Here is a 13,298-nt window from a genome sequence, read left to right on the forward strand (position 1 = left end):
TTCATCCCGGGCTGATGAAGCAGGGGAGCGCGTCGTATCCTGCGCTCCCCTGTCTTCACTCGGAAACCGGCGCCGCTTCGCGTCCTTCCGGCCCCTTCTTCATCGAGCGGGATCGCCAAGCCACCCATATGGGGCTCGCGATGAAGATGGAGGAATACGCTCCGCTCACGAGCCCGATGATGAGCGCAAACGTGAAGTTGCGAATCGAGATGCCGCCAAAGAAGTAGAGAATGACGGCGGCGATGAGCACGGTGAGAACGGTTCGAATGGACCGGTTCATCACCTGCCAGAGGCTCTTGTTGACGACCGCGCGCAGTTCCTCGACCGTTTCCGGCTTGTCGATTTTGAGGTTCTCGCGGATGCGGTCGAAGATGACGATGGTATCGTTGATCGAGTAGCCCACGATGGTGAGCAGTGCCGCGACAAACGTCAGGTCAACCTGGCGGCGAAGCAGCGCGAACGCGGCCAGCACAATGAAGGCGTCGTGCAACAGGGCGATGATACCCGAGATGGCGAAGCGGAACTCGAAGCGAATGGCGATGTACACGACGATGCAGGCAGCCGCGGCCAAAACGGCGTACACGGCCTTGCGCGCCGTCTGCTCGGCCACGAACGGATCGACCGAGTTCACCTGAATGTCCTGCTTGGCCCCCGGGAAAAACCGGTGTTCCGCCGCCTGAATCTCGCTGATTTGTTTCGCGGTCAGCTGCTCGGGCAACGTGACCATGACGACGTTCTGCTGAATCCCGCCCACGGTCAGGCTGGTGTCGCCGAGCGGCAGACCGATGGAGGCAAACATTTGCCGCACCCGGGCCTCGGGCACGCGCTGATTCAGCTCGAACTGCACCTCGGAACCGGACTTAAAATCAGTGCTGAGGTTGAACCCGAACAGGGCAAACACGATGACCCCGGCGACGGTGATGGCGCCCGAAAGAAGAAAGAACCAGCGGCTCGCTCGAACGATGTCAAACCTTGGCTTCACGGTTCTTCACCACCCCTCTCGGCGCGCCGTACCACCACGGGTTCTTGACCGCCTGCGACGCGGTGAACGTCAACAGCATTGCCCGGGCAAAGAGGACGGCCGTCAACAGGCTCACGATAATGCCCACCATGAGCGCCACGGCAAACCCACGGACATCGCCCTCGCCGCCGAAAATGTACATGATGAGGCCTGCGATGAAGGTGGTCGCGTTGGAATCCACGATGGTGCGAAACGCGTTCTTGTTGCCGATGCGCACCGCCGAACGCAGGCTGCGGCCATTCCGGACCTCATCTTTAATTCGCTCATACGTGATGATATTCGCGTCGACGGCGATCCCGACGCCGAGAATTAAGGCCGCAAGCCCTGACAGCGTCAGCACGACGTGCAGCCCGGCGAAGGTCAGGAGCGTGAGATATCCATAGGCCACCAGGGCAATATCCGCGATGAGGCCGGCCATGCGATACGCCGCGATCATGAAGGCGAAGATCAGCACCACGGCGATGACGCCCGCGATCAACGTCCGGTGCAAACTCGTGGCGCCGAGTGTCGGACCGACGCTCGTCTCGCTTTCCAAAGTGAGCGGGTACGGGAGCGCGCCCGCGTTGAGCTCATTGGCGAGGTCCATGCACGCTTGCGGCGTGGTCAGATTGCCGCCGGAGATTTCGCTCTGCCCGGTGTACATCACCTGCTCGATGACCGGGTTCGTCAGCAGCTGACCGTTGAGAAAGACGTAAATCGGTTTCTGCAGGTACCGCTTCGTGATGCTCGTCCACAAATTGGCGTTCTTAAACTCGATCGCGACGGCGTTTTGTCCCGTCTGTTGGTCCACGACCCAGTGGGCGTTGGACTTCAGATCCGCACCCGTGGCGAGCGGCGGACCGACGGGAACCACTTTGCCCGTCTTGGGGTCGATTTTGGCGCTTCCATAGATAGTCAGCTGCGCCGTGGCCCCAATGACATTGACAGCCTCCTGCTGGTTCTTCACGCCAGCGACTTCCACGCGGATCTGATCTTGTCCGAGCTGATTGCGACCCTCGAGCTGAATGATGGGCGAAGACACGCCGAGCGAGTTCACACGCATCTCGATGGCGCGCACGAGCGCGGCCTTACCCGTGTTGTCCAGAGGATGGCCCTTTGGCGTATCGACGGCGTACAACAGATCCACGCCGCCTTTCAGGTCGAGCCCGAGAGGTATTGACTTCCATATGTTTGGACCTGTGCTGATGGTGAGGCCGATCACGACAGCCACCATCGCGAGAAACGCCAAGAGGCGCCCCCATTTCATCGCATGTCCTCCTTGTCCGCCGCTTCCTCGTGCATAACATGAATCAGTATACCGATCGACGTTTTTCGACGTCAAACGTCCTCCGACCGTTCGATATCGCCGCGCAGTGCCCCGAGCGTGACATACGTCATATAGTCGTTCGGTTTGGCCGAGAGGATGGCGTCCACCAACCGATAAAGCGCCAGCGGCTTCGGCAATGTGGAGCAGATGTACGCCCAAAAGGCGTCTGCGTCAATGGAGTCGTAGCCCATGAGGCGAAACTCCTCCACCTTCGCTTCGCACAAGAACCTCACCTGGTCGGCATAAGGCCGAATCTCCGGTTGCATCAACGGATCGTCCACCGGCATCCCTCCGATGCGTGCCGAATAACAATTCCATCTCCCGATTCGAAAATCCTGTTTGTCCTGAAAAGTGGACTACAGATGCAGGGCTCGGCATACGGAATAGCGTAGGGTCACGGACAGGAGGGAACTCGGTTTGAGCCGCCAGACGTTTTTGCAGGGCGCACTCATTCTCATGATCGCTGGCATCGTCACGCGCATCATGGGCTTTATATACCGCATCGTGTTGACCCGCCTGATTGGCGCCGAGGCCATGGGCTTGTTTCAGATTGTGTTTCCGATTTTGGGGCTCGCGCTCACCTTGGTGACGATGGGTTTTCCTCTGGCCATCGCCAAGCTGGTCGCCGAGGCCGTCGCCAAACGCGACGCGGATCGGATCCGGCGCGTGATGCGCATTTCGTCGGCCTGCGTGCTGAGCGCCGCCGCGCTTTGTATGGGCCTGATGTACGCGTTCAGGCACGTCGTCGCCCAGTACTGGCTCACCGATCCGAGAGCCTACCCCACCTATCTTGCGATGATCCCGGTTGTCGGCGTGATCGCCGTGGCCAGCCTGTACCGAGGCTACTTTCAAGGAATTCAGGATATGTCACCGACCGCCTGGGCGTCGATTTTAGAACAGTCGGTGCGCATCGTCAGCATCTGGGGTCTGGCGGCCTACTTCGTGCGCTTTTCGCTCGCGTATGCCGCGATGGCGGCGATGATCGGCATGGTCCTCGGCGAACTCTCGGGCCTGTTGTTTCTCGTCTGGCAACAGCGGAGGCGGGCGCGCATGGCGCAGATTGTTCCAGAGCCCGCGTACGTCCGCACGTCCGAGCCCATGCGCGCCACGGTGCGAGCCATCACCCAACTCTCCCTGCCCGTCACCGCGAGTCGCCTCATTTGGTCGTTGATGTCTGCTGCGGAACCGATCCTCGTCTTGCGCGCGCTGGCCGCCGCGGGCGTTCCACTCAAGGAGGCAACCGCTCTGTACGGCGCCTATTCGGGCATGGCGATCCCGCTGTTGGTCTTCCCGACCGTCGTCACGTCGTCCCTCGCCACCAACTTGGTACCGGCCGTGGCGGAAGCGCAGGCGTCTGGGAACGTGGAGCGCATTCGCCACCGCCTGTCCCAGAGTATCACGGTCACGGCCATGGTGTCCTTCCCGGCTTCGATTGTGTTCACGTTTTTCGCGGCGCCGCTCACGCGCGCCATCTACGGGGACGCAGGGGTCGGGCCGATGCTCGCCATCATGGCGCCCTTCGTGTTTCTCCTCTGCCTGCAGGCACCTTTGACGGGGATCCTGCAAGGGCTCAACCGGGCGGGCACAGCCATGGTGAACTCCATTGTCGGCGGATTGGTGCGGCTTGGCGTCATTCTGGCGCTCGCGACGCGGCCATCGCTCGGCATCCTCGGCGTGAGCATCGCGACCGCGTTGTCCTTCACGCTCACGGCGGTCCTCCACCTCGTCGCGGTGGTGCGCGAAGTGGGCTTCCAAATGCGCACGACCTCCATCGTCCGCATCGGCATCGCGTCGGCCGCCATGCTCGCCTACATGCTCGCCATCACCTTCCGAAAAGGGCCCGCATTGCCGGGATCAGCGCTCTTGCTCGCCATCGTCGGCGGACTCCTGCTGTACTTTGCGCTGCTCTGCTCCCTGCGGGTGCTCACGTCGCGCGCCATCGAGCGCGTGCCTAAAGTGGGGCCGTGGCTCGCGGCCGTCGTCCGCCATCTTCCCTTCGCCATTTGAGCGCGGCGCCTCGTCCTTTTCATCGATCCACCACTCGCCGCGCCCGTTGACTCGGGCGTAAAAGACGCGCTCCAGCTGGTATCCCCTCTGGCGAAGCGCCTCGCGCAACCACGCTTCATCCTGTCCGAGCTGTTCAAGCGCTTTCCGCACGGGCTTGCCGTCCACAACCACCGTGAGGGAAAGGCCACTGTCCTCCGCCCGAACGCCGAGATCGCGCGCCGTGATGGGACGCGCCTCCGGCTTCGGCACGACACTCAGCTGCCCCGACGTTTCGAGGATGGCGAACTCGACGTCCGCCACGTCGGCGTAGCCTTGCTCGCGCAACTGGGTCAGGAGGTCGTGCACCGTGTAGCGGATGCGCTTCATTTCGCGATCGCAGATGCGGCCGTGGGCGATCAGGACCGACGGCTCGCCTTCGATCCAGTGGCGAAAGCGGTGGCTTTTCATCTGCAGAACGGCCACCACGAGTTGAAACAGCACGAGCGATCCGATGGAAAGAGCCGCCTCCCAGATGGGCACCCTGCGGTCCTCCATCGGCAGGGTCGATAACTCCGCGATCATGATGGACACCACGAGATCGAACACAGAAAGCTGGCCGATCTCGCGCTTGCCCATGATGCGCAGCGCCACCATCACCATGAGGTAGAGAACCAAGGCGCGCAGCGGAAACTGCCAGAGCGGTATGTGCGGCATGAATCAAGGCCCCTCCTCACCCAGGCAGTATGCCCGGAGAAGAGGGGGATCCATGCCGCTCAGCTTCGCGAGGACGGCTCCGATTCGCCGAGCTCGACCGCGCCGTGCAAGCGCGCGAACAATTCCTCGATGCGGTTGAACAAGTCCGCGCCGTCCTGGACGACGTCGTAGACCGCTATACTGGATGCGACGCGAATGCTCGTCGTCTGGTCCGCCACCCGGAATGGATGCTGCTCAAGCGACTGCGTCACGCGGCGACAGATCCCCGAGAGCTCCAGGTCCGACACGTTGGGAATAATGATGACGATCTCGTCGCCCCCGTACCGGCAGGCGAGCTCCGAGTGGCGCAAAACCTGGCGAATGACGACGCCGACCTGGCGCAGCACCTCGTCGCCCGCTTCAAATCCATAGACCGCATTGATTTCGCTGAAGTGGACGAGATCCAGGCAAATCACGCCCCAGCAGGTGGTGCCATGGGCCATTTCGTCTCGAACGCGAATGTTGACGAAGTGATGCGTGTAGAGGCTCGTGAGCGGATCGACGAACAGCTGCGTATCAAACTCGGGCGCGTACATCGCCGTGCGATTCCGCCCGCGCTGCTTGGCGCCCCAGTACATGGCGCTGTCCGCCTTCACGAGGAGATCGCGATCCGACTCGCTGTGATCCGGGCACGTCGCCATCCCGACGCTGACCGTGATGCCCTGCAGGTGGTAACCCTCAAAGTCGACGGCGAGCTTGGCCACGTCCTGGCGAATCGCCTCCCCGATGGCATACGCCTCGTTTGCGCTCGCCCACACGAGAACCGCAAACTCCTCGCCCCCATAGCGAGCCGCAATGCCATCCGGCGCCGCATGGCGCTCGAGGATCCGGCCGACCTCGCGGAGCACCACGTCGCCAGCCAGGTGGCCGTACGTATCGTTAAACCGCTTAAAGAAGTCGACGTCCACAATGAGCACCGAGACAGGGCGATGTTCTTGGAGCGACGTCCGGACGCGCCGCGACAGTTCCTCGTAGAAATAGCGATAGTTTAAGAGACCAGTCGCCTCGTCCCGAAACGAGCGATCCTGAAGTTCCCGGTACAGTTTGGCGTTCTCGAGCAACACCGACACCTGGCTCGCGAGGGCGTCCATGTACTCGTGCACGTGCGTGAACGCTTTCGGCCTCCTGGCGTAACAAACAATGGCGCCGTGGGCTTTTTGATGCGCGTGCATCGGAAAAATGGCCATGCTCATGAAGGTGACCGTCTCCCCGAGAAAGCGCACGCGCGGGTCCTTGCGGACGTCTGGGACGATGACGTGATCGCGCTGGTGGATGGTCTTCCAGATGACGCCGCCTTCCGATTCCGGCCAGCCCTCGAACGAGAACTCCGGCTCATACGACTTCGGGTAGACCGCGGCCGGCACGAGACACTCGCGGCTGTCGATGACAAAGACGGCCACGCAGTCGGCGAACGTCATCCGCCGCGCGAGGTGCGCCGCCTCGAACGCGATCTCCTGCATGTCAAATTCGGTGGCCAGTTTGGCGAGAGACTCGTGAATCTCCTGGAGGTCCATGGCCTGCCGGTGGGACCGCAGCATGTAGGCGAGCATCAAGAGCGGCAGCAGCATGACGGGCGCCAGCCACGCGCTTGTCGCATGGAGCATGACGACGAGGAGCGCGAACGGGATGCACAGCGCCAAATTGATCAAGTCCGTGAGCAGAGCGGCCCACACGGCCGACCACAAAAGCGTGCCGCGCAGCCACTGAAGGATTTGCACGAAGGCGTGATTGACCACGAGGAACAGCGCAGCCGACAGGACGAGGCAACCCACCTCGTACGCGTCGATGCGCGACATGGGAAGCGCGGCGCACAAATGAAGCAGCCACCACATGGCGAAGGCGGAGAGGGCGTACTGGCCAGCGTTGAAGAATACCGCTTCCAAGTCCCAATGTCGGCGCACGGCCGGAACGAATGCGGCCGCGATGGCGCACAGCATGGCCTCCTCTCGCCCGTTCAGCGCCACGTACGAGAAGAGCACAGCTGGTGTCAAACTCGCGGATCCCAACCTCAGTGGCACTGGCATGGCCTCGATCAAACACGCGAGCGCCAACATGACGACCAAGAACCACGCGTTCGTGTTGCGAAGGTCTGGGAGCCCTACGAGCACCACGCCACACCCGACGATCCCGACCATTAGACTGTACCAGGTTTGTCGCTTGAGCGGTATGCCTTCCGCCATACCGACACCCCCACCCCAACCCGCGCCCGTTCGAATTCTTCAAGTTTCCAGTATAAACAGTTCATATCTCAGCGGACAAGATCATAATTCCGGATCTCGCCGAATATCGTGTAGAGAAACTTGTACCAGGAGTGATTCCCGTGTCGAGATGGAACGAAGGCCAGCGGTTCGATGTCCTGCGCGCCATTCCCGTCGTCTACGGCATCGTTTGGAGCCTCTGCATTGCACTTTGCGGTACACTCGTCGTCTTTCTGATGGCGCACTATGGCGAGTGGAGCCCGGAGCGAATCACGACAGCGGCTTACGTCGTCCACTGCATCGCGGTGATGTGGGGCGCCATTGCGGCCGCGCGCCAAGCCCAGGGGCACGGTTGGTTTCACGGCGGCGCCACAGGCCTCATCTACGCGATCCTCATGGTGGCGATTGGCCTCGTCGTCGACAACACGTTCACCTTTGACGCAAGCGGCCTGTTTCGCATTCTCCTCATGTCCGTCATCGGCGCGTTCGGCGGCGTGATGGGCAATGCGTGGACTCGCTCCTGATGCCCCTGACAGGAGGCCGCTCGTCAGGCGACCGGCCTCCCCCATGGCGTCACATCTGCCCGCCGTGCTCCCGCCTGTGTTCGTCGAACTCACGCGACGCCTCCGAGGGATCCGCGTCCGATTCGGCGGCTTCGTCCGCGTGCGTGTGCCCTGCGTTCAGGGACTCGTCCTCGTCTTCGTCCGCCTCGTCCACCGCCTCCTCGGCTTCGGGCGCCGGACCCTCCTCGACCACGCGCACGATAGCCCGCTGATCCATTTCCACCTCGACGCCGTCGGCGATGCGCACGATGGCAATATCGCCTTGCATCTGCACGATCTCGCCGTACAAGCCGGCCGCCGTCATGACACGCGCGCCCGGCCCAAGTTTCTTCATCATCTCCGCACGGGTCTTCTGCTGCCGGCGCTGCGGCAGGAGGATCAGCACGTAGAAGACCACCACCAGGAGAATCAAGAACAGAATGCTGCTGCTTCCCTTCAAACTCACACGTCCTCTCGCTCGGATGTATAACCGTACCTATCGTAGAATTCGCGCTTGAACGCCAAAAACCTGTCCTCTTCGATGGACTTTCTTATTTCCCTCATCAGGTTGAGCAAAAAGTGCACATTGTGATACGTGGTCAACCGCACGCCGAGAATTTCGTCTGCCTTCAACAGGTGCCGGATATACGCCCGGGAAAACGTGCGACACACCCTGCACGAGCAGGCCGGATCGATGGGGCCGAAGTCCTCCCGATATTTGGCGTGTTTCATCACGACCTTGCCCGCAGACGTGAACACCGTGCCATTGCGGGCAATTCGCGTGGGAAGCACGCAGTCAAACATGTCCACGCCGCGCTCGACGCCCTCCAACAAATCGTCCGGACTTCCCACCCCCATGAGGTATCTCGGCTTGTCCCGAGGCATGAGCGGAGCGACGTGGCCGAGGATCTCGTACATGAGAGGCTTTGGCTCCCCGACGCTCAGCCCACCGATGGCGTAGCCGGGCAAATCGAGTTCCGCCAGCTCCTCCACCGCCCTCCGGCGCAAATCCAAGTGTTCTCCGCCCTGCACAATGCCGAACAGCGCCTGGTCCTCCGGGCGCGCGTGCGCCGCCTTGCACCGCTTCGCCCACGCAAGCGTGCGCTGCAAGGATGTCTCCAGGTACGATCTCGTCGCGCCATACGGCGGACATTCATCGAGCTGCATGATGATATCCGCGCCAAGCGCATTTTCGATGGCCATGACCGTCTCAGGAGAAAAGAAGCGGGGGCTGCCGTCGATGTGCGAGCGGAAGCGAACCCCTTCATCGGTGATTTTGCGCAGGCTTGCCAGGCTAAACACCTGAAAGCCCCCGCTGTCCGTCAAAACGGCACCCTTCCACTGCATAAAGCCGTGGAGCCCGCCCGCGCGCGCGACGACATCCTCGCCGGGCCGCAGATGGAGGTGATACGTGTTTGAGAGGATGATGCCCGCTCCAAGTTCCTCCAACTCCCACGGCGCCATGGTCTTGACGGTCGCCTGCGTGCCAACGGGCATGAACACGGGCGTCTCAATGACACCGTGCGGCGTGAACAATCGCCCTCGTCGCGCCTCGGTTTGGGAACAGCGCTTGATCAGTTCAAACCTGACCGGTGCCTGCAACATCTGCCCTCCTCTTGATGAACATCGCGTCGCCGAAGCTGAAAAAGCGGTACTCGCGCTCTACCGCTTCGCGATAGACGGCCTTAGCGTAGTCCGTCCCCATGATGGCGCAGACCAACATGAACAACGTCGACTTCGGCAGGTGGAAGTTCGTGATGAGCCCATCCATGATGCGGAACTGAAAGCCGGGATAGATGAAGATGTCCGTCTCGCCCTGTTTGGCCTCCAGAACCCCTGTCTGCCCCGCGGCTTCCAGCGTGCGCAAGGCCGTCGTGCCCACCGCTATCACGGGCCGGCCCTCCGCCTTGGCCCGGTTCACGATCTCGGCCGTCTCCGGACTCACCTCGTACCATTCGCTGTGCATCCGGTGCTCTTCGACGTTCTCCACCTGCACGGGACGGAACGTGCCGATACCCACGTGCAAGGTCACGTGGCAAAGCTGCACGCCCTTCTCCCGCAGGCGCTGAAGCAGCCGATCGGTGAAGTGGAGGCCCGCCGTCGGCGCCGCAACCGAGCCCTCGCGCTTCGCGTACACGGTCTGGTACCGCTCCTTGTCCTCCAGCGTCTCATGGATGTACGGCGGGAGGGGCACCTCGCCGAAGCGATGCGCCACGTCGGTCACCGCCTCGTCCGTCAGAAACCGCACCAGGCGGATCCCTTCGTCTTCTTCTCCGACGATTTCGAGTTCCACCCGGTCAGCGCCTTCGCCGAGCACCAGTCGATGGCCGACGCGCAACCGCTTGGCAGGCCGCGCCAGGCATTGCCACGTATTGGGCTGGCTTTCGTCGGGTTTGACGAGCAACAACTCCACGCGGCCGCCCGTGTCAGGCTTGACGGCAAACAATCGCGCAGGAAGGACGCGCGAGTCATTCATGACGAGGACATCGCCAGGATGAAGCTCGTCGACGATGTCGGCAAAGATTCGATGAGAAACGACGCGATCGACCGGGTCGACCACGAGCAACCGGGATTGATCGCGCTCCGGCAGCGGGTGCTGCGCGATGAGGTGTTCCGGAAGTTCATAATCGAAGTCCTCGACACGCATAGGAATTTGCCTCCAGCCATTCACAAGGTGAAAACGTGAAAAAGCTGTCCCATCCGCGGGACAGCCCGGTTCGTCACGTGTTTCTGCATGACCAAGGGTCGAAGAGCAATGCCCATTGGAGACGAACGAGCATCACCCATTATAACGAGGCTCGCTGTGCGAATTCAAAGGTTGGCTCAGCGCCGCCTCCACGATGCTCGCCACTTCCTCGTAATTGCCGGTGTTCAAGCCTTCAAGCGCCGTGTGCAGGTCGTGCGCCTGGGCCACGACGGTCTGCAGATTGGCGGAGGCGAGATCGCTCAGGTGAACGTGGACGCCGACGTCCTGAGCGAGGAGATAGCTCGCGTACTGCGCCGGCGCCACGTGATTCGCGACGGCCTGTTTCCATACGTCAGGGGAGAGTGCCATGCTGTACACGTTGCCCTGCCCCTCGGTGGCGCCCTGGATGGCGCTCGCCACGGCCCGCACGATGTCGGGATTTGTGCCGCCGTCGAGCGACGTCGTGGCCACCACGACGCTGTCGTTGCGCGGCATCTGCCCTTCCGCCGCGAGTTGGCCGACGAGCAACTTCACCGCCTGCGACAAGGGCTCGCCTTTCACGCGCACGCGCGCCAGGACGGACTGGCCCACCGCGTTGTACGCGCTCGCCGAGACGACGCGCATGTGTTTGTCGACGGCGAGGCTCCACTCGGCGTTGGCATCGACGGACACGAGCGCCTGCGCCCTGGCACCAAAGCCGATGGTGGACAGGCCGGTCACCGCGAGGGCCGCGCAAAGCACGGACGCAGCAACCGCCCCGAAGGCCACTCGGCGCTTGGCCAAGGCTCTGCGCCACGGACGAGGAGATGGGACCGCGCCTTGCATGTCGATCACGTCCCCGATCGACATTCCGGGCGACTTTGCCACTCGGATAAAGGCCCCATCGCCGGTGAGCACGATGGCCTCATGCCCGTCGAACGCCATCACCACAGCGCGGCTCCGAAATCGCACACTCATGTCTTCAATCCCCTTCCGCCCTGAGGAGAAACGACTTCAGCATGGGGAAGTCCCCGGACAACAAGATGACCATGGCGAGAATGTATTTGCGCTGGCGCTCGAGGGTTTTGCGTGACACGCACACCCGCTCCTCCACCTGGCGTAGCGGGAGCGCCTTGCGCCGATACACGTAGGTCAAAAGCTCTGGGTCGGACGCGATGGCGTGGGCGCAGACGAGCGCATTCCGGCGCGCGTCCTCGTGCTTGGGCGAAAGCTCGACGAGCTCCCGGAACGACAACCCAAACTCCTCCAGGCGACGCGCGTACTCGTCGATCTCGTACGCCCGCATCGTCGCTTCTTCATGGCGCTGATGTTCGGCGAGGGATGTCGCGACCTCGACCCAATTGGAGACGTGATCGTCCTCGTCCGACTGATCGAACTCGCTCCACGGGCGCAGGCGCTTTCGATGCTGCCGCTGCGCGCGGAAGAAGTCGACGAGCCGCCGCCGAATCACGGTCTCGGCGAACGTAAGAAAGGATGCCGCCCGCTCGTCTTGGTACCGGTCAATGGCCTCATTGAACGCGGCCAACGAGACGCTGTACTCGTCATCGGCGTGCGGATCAATGTATCGCTTGGCCGTTTGCGACGCGATGCGCAGAATGAACGGTATGTATGTGGCGATGAGCTCGTTGCGCGCGTTTGCGTTGCCGGCCTTCGCACTCTGGAGCAAGCGGGCCAACTCGTTTCGTTCGTCCAGGGATCTTCCGCGAAACGGGAGAACGCCCACGCTCCCACCTCACCTCATGAATTCGTTTCTCGGCCTAGGTTTACGGGGGTTCCACGAGCGTTCCTGCGAAACCTTTACCCCGAGGGGAGCGCGCGGCCCAGGTGGCGGTACGCGGAGGGCATGACCACCCGACCGCGCGGCGTCCTCTTGAGGAAGCCAATTTGGAGCAGATACGGCTCGTACACGTCTTCCAGGGTGGACGGCTCCTCGCCCACCGCCGCCGCGAGGGTGTCGAGGCCCACCGGGCCCCCGCCGAACTTGTCCATCGCTGCCTCCAAAATTCTCTTGTCGGTGGCGTCGAGGCCCAATGGATCCACGTGCAGCTGTGCGAGCGCTTCTGCAGCCCGCTGCGCGTCGATCTCGGCCCATCCGGCGACCTGTGCAATGTCTCGCACCCGCTTCAAAAGCCGGTTGGCGATTCGCGGGGTGCCGCGGGCGCGGCGGGCGATTTCAACGCACCCGTCCTCGGTGAGGGCCAGCTGCAGAATGCGCGCGTTCCGCTTCACAATCTCCGCCAAATCCTGAACGGGATAGTAGTCCAGGTGCAGCATGACGCCGAACCGATCGCGCAGAGGATGCGACAACAGCCCCGCCCGAGTCGTCGCGCCGATCAGGGTGAAAGGCGGGAGATCCAGCCGGACGGATCGCGCGCTCGGGCCCTTGCCGATGACGATATCGATGGCGAAGTCCTCCATGGCCGGATACAGGACTTCTTCGACACTCGGCGAGAGGCGGTGAATCTCGTCGATAAACAGCACATCGCCCGGCTGCAAATTCGTGAGCAGCGCGGCGAGATCGCCCGCGCGCTCGATGGCCGGCCCGGAGGTCACGCGGATCTGGACCCCCAGCTCGTTCGCGATGATCATCGCGAGAGAGGTCTTGCCAAGGCCAGGCGGCCCGTACAAGAGGACGTGATCGAGCGGCTCGTTCCGCTCCTTGGCGGCCTGGATGAAAATGCGCAGGTTTTTTACGGCGGCGCGCTGGCCGATGTAGTCGTCGAGAAAACGGGGCCGAATGGTGTCCAGTTGCGCGTCTTCACGCATCCACTCGGCAGAAATCAGTCGCTCGTCCATGCGTGCACCT

The 13,298-nt window shown here is 62.4% G+C and carries 12 protein-coding genes and 1 pseudogene; 2 read left to right on the plus strand and 11 right to left on the minus strand.

Translation table 11 applies throughout. The features are described 5' to 3' along the window. Window positions 1-55 precede the first annotated feature (55 nt). The 3 genes from secF to BW934_RS12530 all read right to left on the minus strand — a co-directional run bounded on the left by secF (window position 56) and on the right by BW934_RS12530 (window position 2,614). Window positions 56-982: a protein translocase subunit SecF gene (gene secF, locus BW934_RS12520; RefSeq protein WP_076348628.1), complete on the minus strand. Its 927-nt coding sequence runs from the start codon at window positions 980-982 to the stop codon at window positions 56-58. Next, the gene (gene secD / locus BW934_RS12525) at window positions 966-2,267 is read right to left on the minus strand and encodes a protein translocase subunit SecD (RefSeq protein ID WP_076348630.1); all 1,302 of its coding nucleotides are present in this window, start codon (window positions 2,265-2,267) and stop codon (window positions 966-968) included. The genes secF and secD overlap by 17 nt, the downstream gene beginning before the upstream one ends. Window positions 2,268-2,338: 71 nt before the next feature. Beyond that, window positions 2,339-2,614, minus strand: coding sequence for a post-transcriptional regulator (locus BW934_RS12530; protein ID WP_076348632.1), 276 nt, complete (start codon window positions 2,612-2,614; stop codon window positions 2,339-2,341). A gap of 130 nt (window positions 2,615-2,744) precedes the next feature. On the opposite strand from BW934_RS12530, the gene spoVB reads away from it, so the two are divergent. Further along, window positions 2,745-4,334 (plus strand): stage V sporulation protein B, encoded by a 1,590-nt coding sequence (gene spoVB, locus BW934_RS12535; RefSeq protein WP_076348634.1) that lies wholly within the window; start codon window positions 2,745-2,747, stop codon window positions 4,332-4,334. Between the two features lie 60 nt (window positions 4,335-4,394). On the opposite strand, the pseudogene BW934_RS15405 reads toward spoVB, so the two are convergent. Continuing rightward, window positions 4,395-5,027: pseudogene (locus tag BW934_RS15405) on the minus strand (DUF421 domain-containing protein); the annotation flags it as partial. Between the two features lie 59 nt (window positions 5,028-5,086). Beyond that, window positions 5,087-7,246 carry a sensor domain-containing diguanylate cyclase gene (locus tag BW934_RS12545; protein ID WP_076348636.1) on the minus strand — a complete coding sequence of 720 codons (2,160 nt, stop codon included), beginning with the start codon at window positions 7,244-7,246 and terminating at the stop codon, window positions 5,087-5,089. 140 nt (window positions 7,247-7,386) lie between these two features. On the opposite strand from BW934_RS12545, the gene BW934_RS12550 reads away from it, so the two are divergent. Then, on the plus strand, window positions 7,387-7,788 hold the full coding sequence (locus BW934_RS12550; RefSeq protein ID WP_076348638.1) for a TIGR04086 family membrane protein: 402 nt from the start codon (window positions 7,387-7,389) through the stop codon (window positions 7,786-7,788). Window positions 7,789-7,837: 49 nt separating this feature from the next. On the opposite strand, the gene yajC is transcribed toward BW934_RS12550, so the two are convergent. The 6 genes from yajC to ruvB all read right to left on the minus strand — a co-directional run bounded on the left by yajC (window position 7,838) and on the right by ruvB (window position 13,288). Further along, window positions 7,838-8,266 (minus strand): preprotein translocase subunit YajC, encoded by a 429-nt coding sequence (yajC, locus tag BW934_RS12555; protein ID WP_076348640.1) that lies wholly within the window; start codon window positions 8,264-8,266, stop codon window positions 7,838-7,840. Between the two features lie 2 nt (window positions 8,267-8,268). Further along, window positions 8,269-9,408 carry a tRNA guanosine(34) transglycosylase Tgt gene (gene tgt / locus BW934_RS12560; protein WP_143232658.1) on the minus strand — a complete coding sequence of 380 codons (1,140 nt, stop codon included), beginning with the start codon at window positions 9,406-9,408 and terminating at the stop codon, window positions 8,269-8,271. Further along, on the minus strand, window positions 9,386-10,453 hold the full coding sequence (gene queA, locus BW934_RS12565; protein WP_076348644.1) for a tRNA preQ1(34) S-adenosylmethionine ribosyltransferase-isomerase QueA: 1,068 nt from the start codon (window positions 10,451-10,453) through the stop codon (window positions 9,386-9,388). Before queA ends, tgt begins: the two co-directional genes overlap by 23 nt. 132 nt (window positions 10,454-10,585) lie before the next feature. After that, a complete protein-coding gene (locus BW934_RS12570; RefSeq protein WP_076348646.1) occupies window positions 10,586-11,449 on the minus strand; it encodes an anti-sigma factor domain-containing protein in 864 nt (287 codons plus the stop codon). Between the two features lie 4 nt (window positions 11,450-11,453). Continuing rightward, on the minus strand, window positions 11,454-12,215 hold the full coding sequence (gene sigI, locus BW934_RS12575) for an RNA polymerase sigma factor SigI (RefSeq protein WP_076348648.1): 762 nt from the start codon (window positions 12,213-12,215) through the stop codon (window positions 11,454-11,456). A 74-nt stretch (window positions 12,216-12,289) separates the two neighbouring features. Next, window positions 12,290-13,288: a Holliday junction branch migration DNA helicase RuvB gene (gene ruvB / locus BW934_RS12580; RefSeq protein WP_076348650.1), complete on the minus strand. Its 999-nt coding sequence runs from the start codon at window positions 13,286-13,288 to the stop codon at window positions 12,290-12,292. Between the last annotated feature and the right edge of the window lie 10 nt (window positions 13,289-13,298).

This window comes from Alicyclobacillus vulcanalis (genome assembly GCF_900156755.1).
Taxonomy (GTDB): domain Bacteria; phylum Bacillota; class Bacilli; order Alicyclobacillales; family Alicyclobacillaceae; genus Alicyclobacillus; species Alicyclobacillus vulcanalis.

Coding starts and splice junctions, on each gene's coding strand:
- BW934_RS12570 (WP_076348646.1), bottom strand. CDS start 11,449: ATGAGTGTGCGATTTCGGAGCCGCGCTGTGGTGATGGCGTTCGACGGG.
- secD (WP_076348630.1), bottom strand. CDS start 2,267: ATGAAATGGGGGCGCCTCTTGGCGTTTCTCGCGATGGTGGCTGTCGTG.
- ruvB (WP_076348650.1), bottom strand. CDS start 13,288: ATGGACGAGCGACTGATTTCTGCCGAGTGGATGCGTGAAGACGCGCAA.
- BW934_RS12530 (WP_076348632.1), bottom strand. CDS start 2,614: ATGCCGGTGGACGATCCGTTGATGCAACCGGAGATTCGGCCTTATGCC.
- BW934_RS12545 (WP_076348636.1), bottom strand. CDS start 7,246: ATGGCGGAAGGCATACCGCTCAAGCGACAAACCTGGTACAGTCTAATG.
- queA (WP_076348644.1), bottom strand. CDS start 10,453: ATGCGTGTCGAGGACTTCGATTATGAACTTCCGGAACACCTCATCGCG.